Annotated in this window: 18 protein-coding genes; 3 read left to right on the top strand and 15 right to left on the bottom strand. The window is 64.0% G+C overall.

Going from position 1 to position 19,577, the window contains the following annotated elements; all coding sequences use genetic code 11:
* Positions 1-12: 12 nt before the first annotated feature.
* The 9 genes from PLO63_04975 to mtaB form a co-directional block, all read right to left on the bottom strand.
* Entirely contained in the window at positions 13-918 is a 906-nt protein-coding gene (locus PLO63_04975) for a branched-chain amino acid ABC transporter permease (GenBank protein ID HOI73483.1), read from the bottom strand.
* A gap of 240 nt (positions 919-1,158) precedes the next feature.
* Positions 1,159-2,271, bottom strand: coding sequence for a branched-chain amino acid ABC transporter substrate-binding protein (locus tag PLO63_04970; protein HOI73482.1), 1,113 nt, complete (start codon positions 2,269-2,271; stop codon positions 1,159-1,161).
* Between the two features lie 101 nt (positions 2,272-2,372).
* The gene (locus PLO63_04965) at positions 2,373-3,860 is read right to left on the bottom strand and encodes a hypothetical protein (GenBank protein ID HOI73481.1); all 1,488 of its coding nucleotides are present in this window, start codon (positions 3,858-3,860) and stop codon (positions 2,373-2,375) included.
* Between the two features lie 168 nt (positions 3,861-4,028).
* The gene (locus tag PLO63_04960) at positions 4,029-5,240 is read right to left on the bottom strand and encodes an MFS transporter (protein HOI73480.1); all 1,212 of its coding nucleotides are present in this window, start codon (positions 5,238-5,240) and stop codon (positions 4,029-4,031) included.
* 23 nt (positions 5,241-5,263) lie between these two features.
* On the bottom strand, positions 5,264-6,172 hold the full coding sequence (gene era, locus PLO63_04955; protein ID HOI73479.1) for a GTPase Era: 909 nt from the start codon (positions 6,170-6,172) through the stop codon (positions 5,264-5,266).
* A gap of 214 nt (positions 6,173-6,386) precedes the next feature.
* Positions 6,387-7,562, bottom strand: coding sequence for a methyl-accepting chemotaxis protein (locus PLO63_04950; GenBank protein HOI73478.1), 1,176 nt, complete (start codon positions 7,560-7,562; stop codon positions 6,387-6,389).
* Between the two features lie 329 nt (positions 7,563-7,891).
* Entirely contained in the window at positions 7,892-8,950 is a 1,059-nt protein-coding gene (locus PLO63_04945; GenBank protein ID HOI73477.1) for a radical SAM protein, read from the bottom strand.
* Positions 8,947-9,642, bottom strand: coding sequence for a ribonuclease III (gene rnc / locus PLO63_04940; GenBank protein HOI73476.1), 696 nt, complete (start codon positions 9,640-9,642; stop codon positions 8,947-8,949). Before rnc ends, PLO63_04945 begins: the two co-directional genes overlap by 4 nt.
* Positions 9,635-11,017, bottom strand: a complete 1,383-nt coding sequence (mtaB, locus tag PLO63_04935) for a tRNA (N(6)-L-threonylcarbamoyladenosine(37)-C(2))-methylthiotransferase MtaB (protein HOI73475.1) — start codon at positions 11,015-11,017, stop codon at positions 9,635-9,637. Before mtaB ends, rnc begins: the two co-directional genes overlap by 8 nt.
* 168 nt (positions 11,018-11,185) lie before the next feature.
* Between mtaB and PLO63_04930 the strand changes: the two genes are divergently transcribed.
* On the top strand, positions 11,186-11,536 hold the full coding sequence (locus tag PLO63_04930; protein ID HOI73474.1) for a hypothetical protein: 351 nt from the start codon (positions 11,186-11,188) through the stop codon (positions 11,534-11,536).
* 84 nt (positions 11,537-11,620) lie between these two features.
* On the opposite strand, the gene PLO63_04925 is transcribed toward PLO63_04930, so the two are convergent.
* Positions 11,621-12,031 (bottom strand): 4Fe-4S binding protein, encoded by a 411-nt coding sequence (locus tag PLO63_04925; GenBank protein HOI73473.1) that lies wholly within the window; start codon positions 12,029-12,031, stop codon positions 11,621-11,623.
* 187 nt (positions 12,032-12,218) lie between these two features.
* Entirely contained in the window at positions 12,219-12,629 is a 411-nt protein-coding gene (locus tag PLO63_04920; GenBank protein HOI73472.1) for an MliC family protein, read from the bottom strand.
* Positions 12,630-12,867: 238 nt separating this feature from the next.
* Between PLO63_04920 and PLO63_04915 the strand changes: the two genes are divergently transcribed.
* Positions 12,868-13,782, top strand: coding sequence for a 2-dehydropantoate 2-reductase (locus PLO63_04915; GenBank protein ID HOI73471.1), 915 nt, complete (start codon positions 12,868-12,870; stop codon positions 13,780-13,782).
* 15 nt (positions 13,783-13,797) lie between these two features.
* Here the strand turns inward: PLO63_04915 and PLO63_04910 are convergent, their stop codons facing one another.
* The 3 genes from PLO63_04910 to PLO63_04900 form a co-directional block, all read right to left on the bottom strand.
* Positions 13,798-15,444, bottom strand: a complete 1,647-nt coding sequence (locus PLO63_04910) for a hypothetical protein (GenBank protein HOI73470.1) — start codon at positions 15,442-15,444, stop codon at positions 13,798-13,800.
* Between the two features lie 63 nt (positions 15,445-15,507).
* Positions 15,508-15,747: an acyl carrier protein gene (locus PLO63_04905; GenBank protein ID HOI73469.1), complete on the bottom strand. Its 240-nt coding sequence runs from the start codon at positions 15,745-15,747 to the stop codon at positions 15,508-15,510.
* A gap of 384 nt (positions 15,748-16,131) precedes the next feature.
* Entirely contained in the window at positions 16,132-17,112 is a 981-nt protein-coding gene (locus PLO63_04900) for a ketoacyl-ACP synthase III (GenBank protein ID HOI73468.1), read from the bottom strand.
* 266 nt (positions 17,113-17,378) lie between these two features.
* Between PLO63_04900 and PLO63_04895 the strand changes: the two genes are divergently transcribed.
* Entirely contained in the window at positions 17,379-18,293 is a 915-nt protein-coding gene (locus tag PLO63_04895) for a hypothetical protein (GenBank protein ID HOI73467.1), read from the top strand.
* Here the strand turns inward: PLO63_04895 and PLO63_04890 are convergent.
* Entirely contained in the window at positions 18,290-19,576 is a 1,287-nt protein-coding gene (locus tag PLO63_04890; protein HOI73466.1) for a TRAP transporter large permease, read from the bottom strand. The genes PLO63_04895 and PLO63_04890 overlap by 4 nt on opposite strands.
* Position 19,577 lies beyond the last annotated feature (1 nt).

Raw genomic sequence — 19,577 nt, 5'->3', positions numbered from 1 at the left:
ACCCCCGGGCTCTCAGATCTTTTCCGCCACCCGTTCACCCAAGAGTCCAGTGGGTCGGACGATGAGGATCGCGATGAGGACGCAGAAGGCAATGGCGTCCTTCCAGGCGATGGAGATATAGGCGGCGCCGAGGGCCTCGATGACTCCCAGGAGAAGGCCTCCCACCATGGCCCCGGGAATGTTGCCGATCCCGCCCAGGATCGCCGCGGTGAAGGCCTTGAGGCCGTACGTCCATCCCATGGTGAAGTTGATCTGTCCGTAGAGGAGTCCCACCATCAGGCCCGCCACGCCGCCCAGGGCGGGTCCGATGAGGAACACGATCAGGATGACCCGGTTCACGTCGATCCCCATGAGCCTCGCCGCTCCCTGGTCGATGGCGGCCGCCCGGATGGCCGTCCCGATCCGGGTCCGCTGGACGAAGAGATAAAGGACCGCCATTAGAATGATTGACGCCGCCAGGACGATGATCTTCACGACGGGGATGTCCACCTGGAACAGGGAGACGGCGGTGGACGGCAGGAGATCCAGCGGATAGACCTGGAACCTGGCCCCGTAGATGAGCATCACCAGGTTCTGGAGAAAGATGGAGGCCCCGAGGGCGGATACCACCGCCGAGAGGCGGGGCGATTCCCGCAGGGGGCGATAGGCCGCCCGGTCCAGGACCGCACCGATGGCCGCCAGCATTCCCATGATCATGACCGCCACCAGGAGGACGCCGATGACGGCACCGTAGAATTCGGTCAGTCCCAGAGCGGCCAGAACGGTCAGCCCCAGGTAGGCGCCGATGGTGAACAGGTCCCCATGGGCGAAATTGATGAGTTTGAGTACCCCGTACACCATGGTGTAGCCCAGGGCGATCAGGGCATAGATCCCGCCCACGGCGAGCCCGTTGGCAAACTGCTGAAAAAACTCCTCCACGACGGATCCGTTCCCGCAACCGCCGCCTCGCCCGCGGGAAGGCGGCGGCATCTGCGCACTTCACGTTGTGCCGTCTGAACCAGACGTGCAAAAGGGGTTCCTCGCGGCTCCAACCGCAGCCCCTCCGAACCCCTCCTTCTCTATGGAATAACACCGGAAAAGGAAACGCCCCTTTCCGCCCCCTTCATCCAGTCCGGTCCGCCGGCCGCTGGAATCCGGCCGGTTCCAGCACCCGGACCGTTACTTCTGCAGGACAAAGTTCCCCTTCGCGTCGACCCTGTAGACCCTGTACAGCTCGCCCACCCGGTCGCCCTTCGCGTTGAACGCGATCCGCCCGGTCAGGCCGCGGTCGTCCTTGAAGCCCTTCTTCAGGAAGGCCACCAGCACATCCGGATCGACGGACTTCTTCTCCTTGATGGCCGCCGTGATCACGCGGAATCCGTCCCCGGCCAAGAGCGCATAGATGGAGCTCGGGGCCTCCCGGTATTTCTTCTTGTATGCATCCACGAAGGCCTTCGATTCCTTCGTCGGCAGGTCCTTGGGAAGCGGCGTGCTGAGGAAGTAGAAGCCATTGGCGGCCTCCTTGCCGGCTATCTTGATCAGGTCGGGGTTGTTCTGGGCGTCCCCGCCGATGAAGGGGACGTTCCACTTCATCTGCATTTTCTGCCGGAGGAGGAGCCCCGCCTCGGGATAGTAGCCCGTGAAGAATACGACGTCGGGCCTGGCCGCTTTCAGTTTCGTCAGGATCGCCGTGTAGTCCCGCTCGCCCGGAGTCAGGGCGTCGTAGAAGACGACGTTGACGCCCTTCAGGAGGGCCTTCGTCTCCGCCGCCAGGCCCTTGGCGTAAGTGGTGTTGTCATGCAGGATCGCCACGTTCTTCGCCTTCATCTTCTGGATGGCCTGGGCAGCCACCCGTCCCTGCTCGTCGTCCCGCGGGCAGGTGCGGAAGAAGTACCTCAGCCCCTTTTCGCTCAGGCGGACCGCCGTGGACCCGTTGGCGATCTGGATGATCTTCGATTCGTTGTAGATGTTCTGGGATGCCTCCGTGACGGAGGAGCCGTACGTCCCGATCACCGCCGCCACGCCCTTCGTGGTCAGGCGCTGCGCTGCCAGGGCCGCCGTTTTCGGATCCCCGCCATCATCCTCGGCAATGACCTCGACCTTCTGTCCCAGGAGCCCGCCCTTGGCGTTCAGGTCCGCGCTCAGCATCTCCAGGACCTGCCTCATCTCCTTCCCCTCGCTGGCCCAGGGACCGGTGAGAGGCGCCATGAGGCCGATCTTCACGGGACCGGCGGCCATGGCGGTGGAAGTCAACAGCAGCAACCCGACCGCAAACAGTGCAATGCGTTTCATGATCTCCTCCTTGGGGATGGGATTAAGCGAGCAATCTTCCTGAAAACAACCATTTAAGAAGCGTCGGTCTCATAGCAGGATTTCCCGGGGATGTCAACCGATCAGGGACCCAGAACCCGGATGCTGCGGATCGCGTCGGCACGAATGGGAACGAACTCTGGGACGTTCGCCGCATAGCCGGTGTCGCTGAACCGCGCCAGGAGTACCGGCGGCGTATCGTTCCCCTCCCCGTCCACGTGGGTGACAAAAATCTCCGTGTAGGGTCCGTTCGCCTTGGAGCTGAACAGAAGCCAGCGGCCGCTTGACGACCAGCTGTGCCAGGAGTTGAATGTCTTCCGGTTGCACTTCATCCGTCTCGCCTCCCCTCCCCTGGCGGGAACGATCCAGAGCTCGCTGTCCGGCTGGAGCATGCTCCCCGAACGGCTCCGGGTGTACACGACCCACTTCCCGTCGGGCGAATAGCGGGGAAAGTAGTTGCTCATGCCGTTTTCCGACGCCCCTTTCAGGGGCACGGCCACCCCTCCGCGCCCTCCATCGAAGGGGACACGGTAAAGGTCGTACTGAATGTTGTAGAGCTTGTTCAGTTCGTGGATGCTTCTCTTCTCGAAGACCGTCGTCACCTTCAGGATGTTCGCGTGCACCTCGTTTTTGGTCCTGGCCCGGCAGAAGAGAAGGTATTTTTCGTCGGGGCTCCAGGCCGGGTTGGCCTGGACGTAATCATAGTCGCTGGCGCCGGGGAGCAGCCTGATGGAGCCGTCCTTCGAGTCGTAAACCGCGATCACGCCGAAGGTCGGAAAGAAGAGCTGCGAGTAGTCCAGGTCGTCCATCACGGCGGCGTAGGAGATCTCGTTCACCGACGCGGCGGCGTACCGGCCCGTCGGGGACATCCGCCCGTACAGCCCCCGCGTCGGCGGGAGAACGCCGGACCTCGGAAAGTCGCTCCAGGTGAAGAAGTCCTTTTTCGTGAGAACGATGTCCTTCCGGACCGGCGTGATGAACTGGGCTCCGTTGTCGTCGCCGTAGTTGTACTCCATGCTGATCCACTTCCCGTCGGATGAGACGGCGTGGCAGCTGGCGCACACGGAGATGCCCGTCATGACGGTGGCTGGTTTTCCGTACGAGGAGATGTCGCCCAGGCGCCACCGGGTCTTCTCGAAGCTCTTGCTGGCAACGGCAAACGGAAGGGGAATCTGGCGGAAGAGGACGGAGTCGCCCAGGGGATCTCTGGACGTGCCGATGGAAACGGTGTGCCCGGACAGAACGTCTCCCGATCGGCGGTCCGGGAGGCTGGTTACGGTCAGCGTCGCCGGTTTCTCCTTCGAGTGATCCTTGACGGCTTCCCAGGTCTCCCGCCCGGGCGTCCAGGACCGCTCCTCCGTCAGCAGGAAGATGGGGGACCGCCCGTCTTCAAACCGGACGGCAACCAGCCAGCACCGCGACCGGGGATCATCGTCATTCCACGTGACTGTCGGGGAGGCGATCTCCGGGGGAAAGAGGGACCCGTCATAGGGATAGGTGATGCGGAGTTTTCCGTCGGAACCGGAGGCGCTCTCCTGCTTCTTCTCCACGCGGGAAACGAGGGTTTCCATTTCCCCCGAGAGCCGATCCGGTTTCTTCTCGCCGCTGTCCCATAAAACCGCGTTCGGAAACGAACACTGGAGAAGGAGGCAGGCACAAATCAGGAAGGCTGCGCTCCGGGAAGCTCTTTTCCATGAAGATCTCTTGATCACGATGCAGGGTTCCTCATTTCTCTTCCGTCAACGAGACTCCGCGGGCGTTCCCGTCCCTCCGAGGTCCCTGCCGAAGATCCAGAAATAGACGGTCCCCAGAAAGCCGCAGGCCGTCGCGGTCAGCATGTTGACCTCCGGCGAGACCTCCCACAGAAACGCCCCGGCAAGGGCGGCTCCGGAGACGATCACGTCCCGTACCAGGTAATACAGGCCGAACATCCCAGCCTTCCGGTCCTCCGGGGCCAGGTCCAGGATCAGGGCCTTTCTCGTGGGCTCGCCGAACTCCTTCAGTCCCCGGATCACGAAGGCCGCCACCATCATGGGAAACGACGTGGAAAACAGGAGAAACAGCGGAAAGACCGTGAAGTTGACGAAGGTGATCACCACAAAGGGCTTCTTGGCGCTCCGGTCCGCCAGGTATGCCACCGGGATGTACACCAGGACCGCCACGGCCATCTCCACGGCGGTGAGGATTCCGAACTGGAACGGGCTGATCCCGTTGTTCTTCACGCACCAGATAACGACAAAGGCATAGGGGATCTGTTCGGCGAAGCGGATCAGGATGTCGGAGACGAGGAGGTTTTTCAGGGACGGGCTCATGAACCGCCACAGCCGGGAGGGACGTTTCTCCCCACGACCCCGCACCGGATCGTCCTCGATCATCGCCTGCTGCAGGACCAGGGAAACAAGCCCCAGGACCAGCGCAACCCCGAAGGCCAGGCGGATCCCCGTTTTTTCCCCGTAGAGGCCGATCAGGAGCCCTCCCAAAAGGGGCCCCAGGGCCATGGGAATCCGCCGGACCAGGGAATGCAGGGAGACCCCCATGGTGCGCCGGTTCTCCGGCAGGATTCGGGAGACGAGGCTCATGGTGGCGGGGAGCGAAATGGCCGTCCAGGACAGGAAGAAGACGGATCCGACGATCACCGCCTGCCAGTAGGGGAAGAGGATCACGATGGCGTATCCGAACATCGCGATCAGGTTGAAGACGAGGAGCGCCCGCTTGGTCCCCAGGCGGTCGCTCAGGTAGCCGCCGGGAAAGGAGTAGAGGGCCGACAGCAAATTGTCCATCGCGTTGAGGATGCCGACGGACAGGATGCCGCCTCCCAGGGCCAGGAGGTAGAGCGGCAGGAACCGCTCGGCCATCTTTTCCCCCAGGCCGACGAGGACCACCATGGACAGCAGGGCGACCATGCTGCTCTTCAGGCCCAGGACGTCGACGATCCGTTCGCGCCAGCTCATCGGCGGAATCTATCCCCCTGCGGCTACCCGTCCTCTTCCGCATACCCGAACTCCCGGAGTGCCCGCGGATCCCGCGTCCAGTCCTTCTGCACCCGGACGAACAGCTCCAGGAAAATCCGGGAATCGAAGAACCGCTCCATCTCCTGCCGGGCCCGGGTGCCGATCTCCTTGAGCATGGCCCCCTTGCGGCCGATCAGGATCGCCTTCTGGGACTCCTTCTCCACGTGGATCGTGGCCTGGATCCGGATCAGCCGCCGCCCGGGCTCCTCCCGGAAGGTGTCTACGGTGACGGCGGAGGAATAGGGGATCTCCTGCCTCGTGGACAGGATGATCTTCTCCCGGACGATCTCCGCGGCAATGAACCGCTCCGGCCGGTCCGTCAGGGTGTCCTCCGGGAAGAGCGGCGGGCCTTCCGGAAGGAGCTTCCGGATCTCCTCCAGGAGGACCGGGACTCCATCGCCGCTCCGGGCCGACAGGGGAACGATCGCCTGGAATGGATACAGTCCCCGGGCCTCGTCGATGAGCGGCAGGAGGAGGGGCTTCCGAATCGTATCGATCTTGTTGACCCCGAGGATCACCGGCAGGGACAGCTCCGCCAGGGACGCGACAATCTCCCGGTCGTTCCCGTCGATGCGGGGCGCCTCCACCAGGAGGAGCAGGATATCGGCGGAGCGGAACGTCTCCCGGGCGGCGGAAACCATGGACCGGTTGAGGGGATTGTCGCCGCGGTGAATCCCCGGCGTATCCAGAAAGATGAACTGGCCCTGCGCATCCGTGTGGATCCCCATGATCCGGTTGCGCGTCGTCTGGGGCTTGGGTGTGGTGATGGCCAGGCGCTCCCCCAGGATGGTGTTCAGGAGGGTGGATTTGCCCACGTTGGGCCGGCCGATGATGCCGATGAAACCGGACTTGAAGGGGGAACGGTCTTCCATGGGGTGGTCATAGCATACGGGAGCCGATCGGGAAACATGGAAGAACGGCTTACGGCGAAATCCCCCCGGAACGCGCCCCTTGAATGCGAAGGACCGGCTGATCCCTCAGCCGGTCCCTGTACTCCATACGGCGGCCTGCCTGCCGTTCAGGACGGCCCCTGAAATCCGATGCGCCATCGGACCGAAAGCCGCTCCGGGCAGGACACCCGCAATTTCAGACTTTTGCCGGAAGGCTCAACGGCCTTTCCCCCACATGCACCGGAAACGCAGCGTCTTCTTCCCTCATCGGCCTGCCCGATGCGCCGGCCCTTTTCCCCATGGCCAGAATGATCTCCTCCCCGAGGATGGGCTTGATCCTGTCGACGTAGCCATGGATGTTGCTCACCTGATCCTTGATCTTCTCGGTCACGGCGGAGAATTCCTCCGCGCTGGCGGCATTCTGCTGGACGACTTTGTCCATTTCCGCCACGGCCCGATTGATCTGGTCGATCCCCTGGGCCTGCTCCCTGGAGGCTTCGGCGACTTGTCCGATCAGGTCCGTTACCTTCATCGCGATATTCCGATTCCTCGCAAGTTCTTTGTTTATCTCTTCGAACAGGTTCGAGGCCTGGCGTGTTTTCCCCGTCGAATCGGCAATCAGGTCTTCCGTGTTACGCGCCGCCGTTGCGGAGCGCAGGGCCAGGCTGCGGACCTCCTCGGCCACGACGGCGAAACCGGCCCCCGCTTCCCCGGCACGGGCCGCCTCGACAGCGGCGTTCAGCGCCAGGAGATTCGTCTGAAAGGCGATCTCGTTGATGGTCTTGATGATCTTGGCGGTCTCCTCGCCGGCCTGGACACTGGCCAGGACGACCTCGTGCATCAGGTTCATCTTTTTCTCCATGATGCCGTAGCTTTCCCGGGTGTCTTTCGACATCAGGGCATTCGCCTGGTTCGCGTTTTCAGCGTTCTGGGCGGTCATGGACGTCATTTCCTCGAGGGATGCCGAGGTCTGCTCGATGGCCGCGGCCTGCTCGCTGGCCCCCTCCGCCAGCGTGGAGCTGGATGACGTCATCTGATCCGTTCCCACGACGATCTCCTCCACTCCCGTGGTGATTCCATAAACGGAACTCAGGATCGGGATCGCCTTGCGCCTGGCGATGACAACGAATGAAACCAGCAGGAAAGGGCCGCCCACCGCGATTGCGGCCAGCGTGCCCCACCAGGAGATCGTGAGGGAAAACCGCCCGATCAGGTAAAACTGCAGGCCCGTGAGCAGGATCACGGGCACGACAACCAGATACATCTTGGTTGGCCGGTTCTTCCCGAAGATGACCCGCAGCCCGCATATAACGAAAGCCAGCATGCCAAAAAGAATTCCTCCGAAGCCCATTACTTCACGAACGTGATCCATAGCAACCTCCTCAACTCGAATTTGAACTGGTGTAATGGTTATACCGGGCAGCGGGCTCCCGCTTGCCGGAGGCATCGTCCGGCGGTCCTTCTCCGTCTGGCAGAATGAACCGCCCCGTACCGTCAACGGATTGACTCGATCGTCAAGCATCCATCGATGGGAAAACCCGTTATGGAAAAAAGATGCTCTTTCAGGCCTTGTTTCTTCTGGATATCGGCCTGATTTTCAAATCAACCGAAGGAGCTTTTGCAAGAGACATGCCGATGCGATGCATGCGGGTGCAGAGGAAAAGGCAAGGGCCGAAGCGGAGGGAATTGAACGGAGATCCGTCAGGGCCGGACCAGGCAGTTGACGGCCGAACGGGACGGCCCCGACTCCAGGACCAGGACCCCCCGGGCCTGGCCGGCGTCCTCTTCGACGGTCAGCGAATCGAGGCGGAAGCGCTCCCGGAGGGCAAGGAGGTTGCCGTTTCGCTGGCCCCGGAGGAACGACACGTCCCCCGGGGCAACCCGGAAACGGGCATCCCGGCGGACTCCGGGCATTCTTTCCAGCAGTGTGGCGGCTCCCTGGCGGAAGAGGGATTCATGGACCAGGGAACCGAAAGCGGGGTGAAACGGTCCGGCTACGATGCCGTCTCCCCCGGTCATGCCCGGCGTCGGCTGAAGCCCCAGGCGAATGACGGGAATGCCGGCGGCGGAAAAGCGGCGGACGGCCCCGGCGCACAACTCCACCGCTTCGGCCAGCGTCAGCGGACGGTAGCGCCCGGTCCGGTATTCCTCCTCCAGGGCGGTTCCCCGGAGGACGATCGTGGGGTGGAGCCTCACCATGTCGGGTTCCAGGGCCGCCGTCCGGCGGACCGTATCGTCAAAGACGACGGGGCTGTCGCCGGGAAGGCCCGCCATCAGGTGGACCGACGTCTCGAATCCCCTTTCCTTCAGCAGGCCAACGGCGCGCTCCCCGTCGGCGGCCGTGTGGCCCCTTCGGGAGAGATCCAGAACGGCGTCTTTCAGGGACTGGAGGCCCACCTCCACGGTGGTAACCCCATGGCTTTTCATCTCGTCGAGGACGCCTGCATCCAGGTGGTCGGGACGGGTGGAAACCCGGATGGAGTCGACGCTCCCCTGCCGGAGATACATGTCGGCCCACTGCAGGAGATCCCTCCGGCTCTCCCGGGAGAGGCCCGTAAAGTTCCCGCCGTAAAAGGCGATCTGGACCCGCCGTGGCCGCTTGCCCTCTTTCCCGTCCAGTCCGTCCAGGGCGCTCCTCACCCGGCGGTGAAATCCCTCCTCCCGGAGGTCTCCCGGGATTTCGCCGGAGGCCACCGACTGGTTGCAGAAGAGGCAACGCTGGGGACAGCCCCGATTCGGCAGGAAGAACGGGATGATCACGGAACGCTCCCTCCCTCCTGGAGGGCCAGGAGATCGAGGGCCCGCCGGGCCGCCTCCTGTTCGGCCTCCTTCTTGTTCTTTCCCAGGGCCCGGATGGAAACGACGTCGGCCACGGTCACCTCCATCTCGAAGGTCTTGTCGTGGTCCGGGCCGAACTCGCCCACCAGCTCATAGCGGGGAATGAAGCGAAAGCGGCCCTGCGCCAGCTCCTGGAGATCGGACTTGTAGTCGCGGTAGATCAGGTCCCGGCCCTCCTCACGGATCAGCGGGACAAAGAACCGCTCGATGAAACGGTTCGCCGCCGGGTATCCTCCGTCCAGGTAAATCGCGGCGATGACCGCCTCAAAGGTGTCCGAAAGGATGGAGGATTTTTCGTGGCCGCCGGAGTGTTCCTCCCCCTTTCCCAGGAGAAGGAAGGAGCCCAGGCTCACCTGCCGGGCCAGTTCCGCCAGGGGACGCTCGTTGACGATGGAGGTGCGGCGCTTCGAGAGCTGGCCCTCGGCATCCCCCGGAAACAGGCGCATCAGGAGATTGCTGGTGCAGAGCTGGAGCACCGCATCCCCGAGGAACTCGAGGCGCTCGTTGTCGGCACAGCCGAGATGGGCGTTTTCGTTCGCATAGGACCGGTGCGTCAGCGCCACGTTCAGGAGCTCGATGCTTCCGAAGGAATGTCCCAGGCTCTTTTCAAGCACCCGCAGGGCGTTTCGCCGCTGCCGGGTCAGGGGCGCCGATCGCCCCCACCAGTCTTCCCTCCCGCGCTTCCACCGGAACCACCGGAACCAGCCGGTTAACATCCTTTTTTTCTCCGTTGTTCACCAGGACGGGCACGTATTCTCCGGAAAATCCCTTCCGGAGTCCCGTCTCCCGGTCTCTTCTGTCCTCCAGGAGGACCTCCACTTCCTTCCCGATGAAGCAGGCCGCAAAGTCCCTCCTCTTGCGGTTCCCCAGTTCCCTCAGCAGTGCCGCCCGCTCCTTCTTTTCTCCGTCGCCCACCTGGTCCGGAAACTCCGCCGCGGGCGTCCCGGGCCTCCGGGAATAGGGAAACACGTGCAGGTAGGCCAGCGGCATGCCTTCGATCAGGCGGACCGTGTTGGCAAAGGACCGTCCATCCTCCCCGGGAAAGCCCGCCATGACATCCGCCCCGACGGCGCAGCCGGGAACCTCCGCGGTGATCCGCTCCACCAGCGTCCGATAGAATTCGCGCCCGTACGTCCGGTTCATGGCCCGGAGAATCCCGTCGTCGCCGCTCTGGAGCGGGACGTGCAGGTGGCGGCAGAGGCGCTTTCCCCGGCGCAGGAGCGCCAGCATCCGGTCGGGGATCTCCCCGGGCTCGATGGAGCTGAGGCGCAGGCGGTCCACGATGCCTCCGTCCTCGACCCGCTCCAGCAGGTCCGTCAGGTCCCCGCTCCCTTGCAGGTCCCGGCCGTAGGCCCCCAGATGGATCCCCGTCAGCACGACCTCCCGGTAACCGGCCTCCGCCAGGCGGGACAGGCGCCGCAAGACCTCCTCCGGGGGGACGCTCCGGACAGGGCCGCGGGCGCGGGGAACGGTGCAGTAGCTGCACGCCGCGTCACAGCCGTCCTGGATCTTCAGGAACGCCCGGGTATGTTCCGGGAAAGAGCCGGCCCACAGGCTGCCGGCCTTACGGCAGTCCCGGATGTCCCCCACCTCGACGGAGGGTCCGATCCCGGGCGGATGCTTCTCCCGCAGGAGCTCCCGCAGGCGCTCCGGGAGACGCTCCTTCTCGGCGTTTCCCGCGATCAGGCGGACACCGGGGATCCGCCGGAGCTCTTCGGGGCGGCACTGGGCATAGCAGCCGGTGACCGCCACCACGGCCTCCGGATTGGCCCGGCAGGCCCGCCGGACCAGTTGGCGGGACTGGAAATCCGTCCGGGCCGTTACGGTGCACGTGTTGATGACGTAGACGTCCGCACGGCTCGGGAAAGGGATCACCGAAAAACCCGCTTCCCGGAGCGCCTCGGCAACCGCCGCCGTCTCGCACTGGTTGACCTTGCACCCCAGCGTGGCCAGCGCCGCCACCGGCTTTTTCCTGCCCCTGTCGGTCAAATCACCACCTTACACGCCACCGTATATGCACTTCCGAACCGTTCCCGCGGACCCCGGGAATGTCCCCCTGTTACGGCGGCCGCCCTTCGTTTGTCAAGATCAAAGGCCCTCTGGAAATTTCCGGGCAACTGCATTAGAATGCCGCGAATTCCCGAGGAGGAACCTTGCATGGAAGGCATCACCCATTACCTGACCGCCCACCCGGTCGCCCTGATGGCCCTGATTTTCGTCTGCCTGATTCTCCTGTACTTCCTCTTCAAGCAGCTTCTGAAACTGGCGCTCGTGGTCGCTCTTGTCCTGCTCTGCATGGCGGGATACTTCTACTTCGAGGGCACGAAAGACGTCCAGGCCCTGATCCACAAAACCAGTCAGCAGGCTTCCGAGGTCATCGACACAAGCAAAAAGGTGTACGAAAAGGGCAAGGATGTCTACCAGAAGGGCCGGGAAATCACCGACGGCATAGGGCGCGCCGTCAAGGACGACGCGAAGGAGACGGAGAAACCTGCAAAAGGGAAGTGACGGCGGGATGGAGCGCTTCCCCGGACCGGCAAAGGCCGGTCGCCCGCCTCCGGCATGAGCCGGGAGTCTGGTTCCCGGAGGGCGCTACAGCAGGTCCACCTCCATGGCCCGGACGGGACAGGCGGACACGCAGAGCTCGCAGCCGTTGCATTTTTCCGCGTCAAAAGCCACCTGCGCCGAGCCCGCCTCGAACGCGAGGGCGCCGGTTGGGCAGAAGGACGTGCAGGCTCCGCAGTGCACGCAGCGGTCGCGATTCTGGTTGACGCTCTTGGAGAGAGGCTCCACCTTCAGCCCATTCTCCCTCAGGAACTGGATCCCCGCGTCAAAATTTTCTTTCGCACCCCCCAGCTCCAGGACGATCATTCCGTCCCGGCGTGGGAAAATGCGGGCCTTGAGGATATTGAACTCCAGGTCGTACTGCTTGACGAGATGGCAGATGATGGGCTGTTCGACATTGTCCGCTGTGTAGCGGATGACAACCTTTCTGGAATACATGGAACGTCCCGTTTCTCCTTGAATTTTCGGGAATCCTACGGGAACGGAGCCGGGAAGTCAAGGACTTCCTGGTCCCCCGCCGTGCCGCCGGCGACGGCCCGGATGCAGGCCCGGCATGCCGGACCCGGAGCGTTCCGTCTCCCGGATCCGCCGCCTCCCGAGATTCCCCGGATCGTCCGGAAGTCTGTCAAGGATGCCGGCCGGCCTTCGGAGCCCCCTTGCCCTCGCTCGTCACCCGGCAGTCCCGGTATTTCTGCGTCCACTCGCCATTGTCGTCCCGGACCTCCGCAAAGGCCAAATCTCCCTTGGTCCACCACACCAGTTCCCTATCGTCCGTGTACCGGGATCCGGAGGCGGAAAGCGCCTGGGGCAGGGTGTACACCTTCCCGTCGGGCATTCGGACCTTGACGAAGGACAGGCTGCCGTCGGAGAGCTGATAGTACGTAGCCAGGACTCGATCCCCGTTTTCGCAGGCGTACCTCACGGCCATCCCCCCCGATACCGTAAGCCGGCCCGGCCCAGGCCCCGCGAGGGCGTTCCCGCAGACAAGAACCAGCGCCAGGGCGCCGATGACGATCCGGATTCCTATGCCGCTCATGTTTCCTCCTTTTTCCCTGTCAGGATGTACCGTGTTCGGATCGCTTTCCCCGGGGGGAATCCACCTCCATGTGCAGGCAATCACTGACCCACCGGGACGCCGCATATATCGCCAAAGAGGCCGCGTATTGCAACCGGAAAGACACACGAATTTCGGATGCCCTCCCGGAGGACCTTGTGGTACAGGAAAGAGGCATTGGGGGTGACGGGACAACAACCATTCAGGGAGGATACCGGCCATGAGAATCGCAGTGATGGGAATGGGGGGAGTCGGGGGCGTCTTCGGCGCAAAGCTGGCCAAGGCGTATGCCGGAACGGGCGAACACGAAGTCGTCTTCCTGGCCCGGGGGCTCAACATGGGAGCGATCCGCCGGGACGGACTGACCCTGTCGGCGGCGGATGGCACCTTCACGACCCGGCCCGATCTGGTGACGGACCGGATGGAAGAAGCGGGGCCGCTGGATCTGGTCCTGTTCTGCGTCAAGGGATACTCCCTGGATGAGGCAGCCGGCTGGCTCAAGGGCGCCCTGCGGGAAAAGGCAGTGGTCATTCCGCTCCTCAACGGTGTGGACATCGCCGACCGGCTCAAGGCGATCCTGCCGGAGGCGGACATCCTGGAAGGTCTCGTCTACGTCTCCGCCTTCGTCGAGGCGCCGGGAAAGATCAAGCAGGTCAGCCCGGCCCACCAGATCGTCTTCGGGCCCCGGGACGGAAACGCCGAGCCGTACCGGCCGATCGAGGCGCTGCTCAAAAAAGCCGGCATCAACGCCACGCTCACGGACCAGCCGCTGGTTCCCCTTTGGACGAAATACATCTTCATCTGCCCCTCCGCGGGGCTGACGGCGCTCCAGAAGAAAACATTCGGCGAAATCATGGAAAATCCGGACAGCCGGGCGTTCCTGAAGGGCCTGATGGAGGAAGTGGAGGCCGTCGCCCGGGCGAAGGGCGTGGCCCTGCCGGCGAACATCGTGGAGGAGTCCATCTCCAAGGTAGCCGGTTTCCCACCGGCGACGAAGACATCCCTGCAGCTGGATTTCGAGAAGGGAAATCCCACGGAGATCGAGCTGTTCAACGGCTACATCGTCCGGGCGGGAAAAGAGCTGGGCCTTCCCACACCGTTGAACGAAAAGGTGTACAAGGGGCTGACGGGTTAGACCCGGGCCGGTGAATTACCCGAAAACATACATCCCGGGCGCCTTCTCCCGGGCGGGATGGCGGCGGTTGCCCAGAGGCGGCGGCGGGCCGGAGGGTCCGCTCCGCCGGGCAAGCCACTCCATCCAGTCCTCCCACCAGGATCCGGGCCGCTCTTCCCTTCCCCGGAGCCAGGTCTCGGGATCTCCGTCCAGGCCGTCCTCGCCCGCCCAGTAGCGCTTTTTCCCGAACTCCGAGGGAGGATTGATGATCCCCGTGATGTGGCCGTCCCCGGCCAGGACATAGCGGACGGGACCGCCCGCCAGGCGGCACGTCCGGAACGTGCCCTGCCAGGGACTGATGTGGTCGAGCAGCGCCCCCACGGCGTAGAGCGGCTCCGCGACCCGCCCCAGGTCGAGCGGACGGCCGCCGATGGTCAGGCCGCCCGGCTCCGGGAACCGGTTCTCCAGGTAGAAATTCCGGAGATAAAAAGACGCCATGGCCTCGGGAAGGTTCGTCGAATCGCTGTTCCAGTACAGGAAGCTCGACTTCGGCGGATCGCAGCCGTAGAGGTATCCGTTCACGAAGTTCCGCCAGATCAGGCTGTCCGCCCGGAGGAGCCGGAACGAGGCGTCGATCAGGCGCCCGTCCAGAATGCCCTTCTGCTCCATCAGGCCCTCGAGGAAGGCCACGGACCGGTGGGTCACCAGGAATCCCAGTTCCCCCGGCTCGGAGAAGTCCGTCAGCGACGAAAAGAGGGTCCAGTCCGCCACGGGCTCCCCCGCGCGGCGGCTTCCCACGGCCAGCCAGGCCATCAGGGCTGCAAGGACGGTCCCGCCGATGCAGTATCCCGCGGCGTGAACCGCCGGGACCCCGCATATGGACCGGGCCGCACGGACGGCCTCCAGGGCGCCCCGGATCATGTAGTCGTCAAACGTGACGCCGCGCATCTCCGGTCCGGGGTTTCTCCAGCTCGTGATGAAAACGGTGAAACCGTTCCCGGTGAGGTACCGGACGAAGCTGTTCTCCTCCTCCAGGTCGAAGATGTAGTATTTGTTGATCCACGGCTGGATGAAGACGACCGGGACGGCGTACACCCGCTCGGTCGCCGGCCGATACTGGATCAGCTCCATCAGCCTGTTCCGGTGGACCACGGCGCCTTCCGCGGTGCCGATGTTTTCCCCGGGCCGGAATGCGGCACGGTCCACCATCGGGGGCAGGAACTCGCCCCGGCCCTGGTCTTCGATCCAGCGGAGGAACCCACGCCGGAGACTGTCGCCTTCCGACGTCAGGCAGCGGAGAACGGCGGCCGGGTTGGTCCAGAAGGAATTGGCCGGTGACAGGGCTTGCACGAGCTGGCGGATCCAGAAGGCGGCCCGGTCGCGCTCGCGGACGCTGAGGCCGGGTCCCCGTTCAACGATGTCCCTGAGGCAGGCGGTGTATAGTCCGTAGATTTTCCTGGCCGCGTCGGAATTCCGCCGGACCGCCTCCATCAGGGACTCGCCGGGCTTCCCTTCGGCAGCCGGCTTTTCCGGGAGGACGGCGCCCATCCGGGTGGCTTCCTCCATGGAAATGCGATGCAGGCCGGTGATCAGGTCCAGGATGCGGACGTTCAGTTCTTCCGGGTTCCCCCGCCAGGAGCTTTCCACCTTCTGGAAGGTGTCGGTAATGCCGAACGGATCCATGACGCCCTCCCGCAGGATCCGGACAGGGCCGAAGGCCGTGCCGGACAGGCATCCGGTTCTTGATCACGCCGTGCGCTTGCCGATGAACGCCGCCAGTTCCCCGATGGCCGTCTCGTCGCTCATGAGGTCCAGGGGAATGCGGACCGGGAAGGTTTCCTGAAGGTACGTCTGGAGATTGACCGCGGCGATGGAGTCCCACTCGGGGATATCGCCCAGCTTCATTTCAAGCGTGATAACGATAGCCGCCGCATCGGGAAAAATGTCCAGGATGCCGGCCTTGATCTTCTCGAGTATCTCATCCATGGGAGTTCACCTCATACGATTATTTTCAGAGGAGCGAGGGAAACGAAGCAGACGGGCGTTTTTCAACAGCCGGTCTGTTTTCCCGCTTTTCCGGGCCGTTCAATTTCCTCCATCTGCTCCGGCTGTTCAAAAGCGTCCGGATGCGAGGCCCCCGAAGTCCCGAGCCGCGAGTCGTACTCCTTGGTACGTCGAGCGGTGCGGGATAAGGGCAACGCAGCAGATGGGCGTTTTTCAACAGCCGGTCTATCTCCCCGCTTGTCCGGGCCGTTCAAAAAGGGTTGAATGCAAGGCGCCCGAAATCCTGAGCTGCGAGGCGTACTTTTTCGTACGTCGAGCTGCTCAGGGTGAGGGCAACGCCGCAGACAGCCCTTTTTCAACGGCCCGTCACAGGCGGATCAGATTCGCCCCCCAAGACAGCCCCCCGCCAAACGACACCGTCACGACCAGATCCCCGGGGCCGACGGCGCCTGCCGCCAGGGCCTCGTCCAGGACGATCAGGACCGATGCCCCCGCGGTGTTGCCGTATTCGTGAAGGTTCACAAAGAAACGCTCGACCGGCACCTCCAGCGTCCCCGCGATCCTGCGGATAATGTTGATGTTGGCCTGGTGGCACAGGTATCCGGCCACGTCGCCCGGGGCCACGCCGGCCTCCGACAGGAGCCGCCGGATGATCTCCGGCCCCTTCTCCACGGCGAAGCCGAAGACGTCGACCCCTTTCATCCGGAAATAGGCCTGCCGGGGAGACGTCATCCGCTCGAAGGGAAGCATCGTCCCGCCGGCGGGGACGCAGATCACGTCGGAGAGGCCGCCGTCGCTCTGCATGCAGGAACGGAGGACCCCCCGGCCCGAGTTTTCCTCCGCCGTAAAGAGAACCGCCCCGGCACCGTCTCCGAAGAAGGGATACGAGGAGAAATCCTTCGGATTGGTGATCTTCGAATAGACTTCCGAACCGATGAGAAGGAGATTTCGAGCCTGGCCGGAGCGGAGAAAGGCATCCGCCAGAGCGATACCGAAGGTGCTGCCGGAGCAAACGGAGTTGATGTCGAAGGCAAAGGCACTCCCGGCTCCCAGGTCATGCTGGACCTTCGTCGCCGTGGCCGGCTGCATCCGGTCCGGGGAAGAGGTGGCCACCACGACGGCGTCCAGTTCGTCCGCCGGGAAACCGGCCCGGTCCAGACAGGTCCCGGCAGCCTTGATCGCCAGATCGGAGGTGCACTCGCCGGGGGCGGCATGCCTCCGGGAGCGGACTCCGGTCTTCTGGAAAATCAGTTCCCGGGCCTCCGGGGAGAACTGTTCCAGTTCCTCGTTGGCAACGGCCTGTTCCGGCACGTGGCTGCCGGTGGCGCGGATGACGGCGCTCTTCATGGTATCCTTCCTCCGTCCGCGACAATAGGGGGTTGATATTACATGATTCAGGACGATGGAGGCAACGAAATTATAGCCGGCGGATGATCACCAGCCGGTTTCCCTTTCCGCATAAGGCAACCGGAACGGCACGCCTCCAGGCCTCCCGGGACCCGTTCCGATGAACCGGAAATAACCCCTGACAACCGGAGAGGGATCGGATACAGTGTCGCCTCGCCGGTCCCCACCCCCCGGTTGCATCCATGAGGCCGGCATCAAGGATCGTCATGCTGCGCACAAAGGACTATGTACTCCTCCTGGTCGTCTATGCCTCCATCCTGGCGGCCGTCCTTTTTCCCGACCTCGGGGAGCCCTTCCGGCCCTATCCGCAGCACCTGCTGATGCTCGTTTTCTTCCTGAGCTTCCTCACGGTCCGGCTGGACGAAATCGGGGCTCTGCTCAAGCGGTCGCCCGGCGCCATCGTGCTCTTCACGCTCTTCAAACTGATCCTCCTGCCGGCGGCGGTATACGGGCTTTTCCTCGTCCTGGCCCCCGCCTATGCCATGTCGGCGCTCCTCCTGGCCGCCGTCTCCACGGGAGTCACGGCCCCCTTCATCTCCGGCGTGGTCGGAGGAAACAGCGCCCTGGTGATGGTCATGGTCGTGACCACCTCTCCCCTGGTTCCGGTCACGCTCCCGCTCCTGATCGAGCTGTTCCTGGGGCAGGCGGTGGAGCTCTCCTTCGCAGGCATGATCCGGATGCTGGCCACGGTGATCTTCATCCCGATCATCGCCGTCGAGATCCTCCGGCGCTGGGCGCCCCGGACGCTGCCGCCGCTTCTGAAGCTGAACTATCCGCTGTCACTTTTGCTGTTTGCCCTGATCAATCTCGGGGTATTCTCGCAGTACGCGGAGTTCTTCCGCAGGGAGCCGGCCCTCCTGGTTGAGGCAACCGTCGTGGCAAGCATCCTCTGTGTCCTTTTCATCGTTCCGGGGGGGCTGCTTTTCAGAAAGGGACCCGTCGAGGACCAGCTTGCAGGAGCCGTGGCCGCCGGCAACATCAACAACGTTCTGGTCATCGTCTTCGCCTCCCGGTTCTTCGGCCCCCTGGAGCCCACGGTGGCGGCGATGTACCTGATCCCGTACTTCGCCGTTATCATCCCGCTGCGGCTCTACAAAACCCGCGGGCGGCCGGGGCGCTAAGGTCTGCCGGCAAGGAACGTCGATGGAATCAGGGTGCTCAGGGCGGGAATGAACGTGACCAGGAGGAGCACCGCCACGGCGATCACGAAGGGGATCCAGATGGCCCGGCTCAGGCGCTCCAGGGAAAGGCCGGAGATGCTGCAGATGGAGAACAGGACGCCTCCGACGGGGGGCGTGATGAGGCCCAGGACGAGGTTGAAGCAGACGATGACGCCGAAATGGACAGGGTCGATCCCCATCCGCTCGGCCATGGGCGCCAGGACCGGCGTGACGATCGTCAGGGCCGGCGCCGTCTCCATGGGAATCCCGACGAGGAGCAGGAACAGGTTGACCAGGAGCAGGAAGACGACCGGCGACGTGCTCCACTCAGCGAGAAAGTCGACTGCCTTCAGAGGGACCTGCTCCACCGCCACCACCCAGGCAAAGGGCTCCGACAGCCCCAGGAGCAGCATCACCACCGCCGTCTCCAGCCCCGCCGACAGGAGCACCGCCGGCAGGCGGCGGAAGCGGATCTTCCGGTAGAACAACACCCCCACCGCGAGGGCGTAAACCACCGCCACCCCCGCGGCCTCCGTGGGCGTGAAGATGCCGCCCAGGATGCCCCCCACGATGAAAACCGGCATGAGCAGCGCCGGCATCGCCCGGACGGTTCCCTTCACGAGATCCGCGATCCTCGTCCGCTCGCCGAAGGGGTATCCCCTCCGGCGGGCCGTCAGGACCATGTAGCCCATCAGGGCCGCCCCCAGGAGGATTCCAGGCAGGATCCCCGCCAGGAAGAGAGACGCGATGGAGACGTTGGCCAGGACGCCGTAGATGATGAAGGGAATGCTGGGCGGGATGACGGGTCCCATGCAGGAGGCCGTCGCCGTCACCGCGGCGGAGACGTCGTCGTCATAGCCGGCGGCGTGCATCGCCGGCAGCATGACGGCGCCGATGGCCACGGCGGTCGCCACGGCGGAGCCGGAGATGGCCGCGAAGATGGCGCTGGCCAGGATCGTCGCCAGGCCGAGGCCACCACTCACGTGGCCCATGGCCAGGCGGGCGAAGCGGACCAGGTCCTCCGTGATGCCGCCCTCATTCATCAGGTTTCCCGCCAGCATGAACAGGGGAATGGCCAGGAGCGGAAAGGACGACATGCCGGCGAAGGAGGTCTGCACGAGCAGCGTGAGGGACAGACCGTCCTGAAAGAGCACGTAGCCCAGTGCGGACCCGCCGAGGGCAACGGCGATGGGAACGCCGAGGACAATCAGGAGAACGAAGAGGACCAGGAAGGCCGCCAGCACG

It is taken from the genome of Syntrophales bacterium (assembly GCA_035363115.1).
GTDB lineage: Bacteria > Desulfobacterota > Syntrophia > Syntrophales > PHBD01 > PHBD01.
Note: the sequence above shows the minus strand (reverse complement) of the source record. Positions and strands in the feature narration are given on the sequence as shown.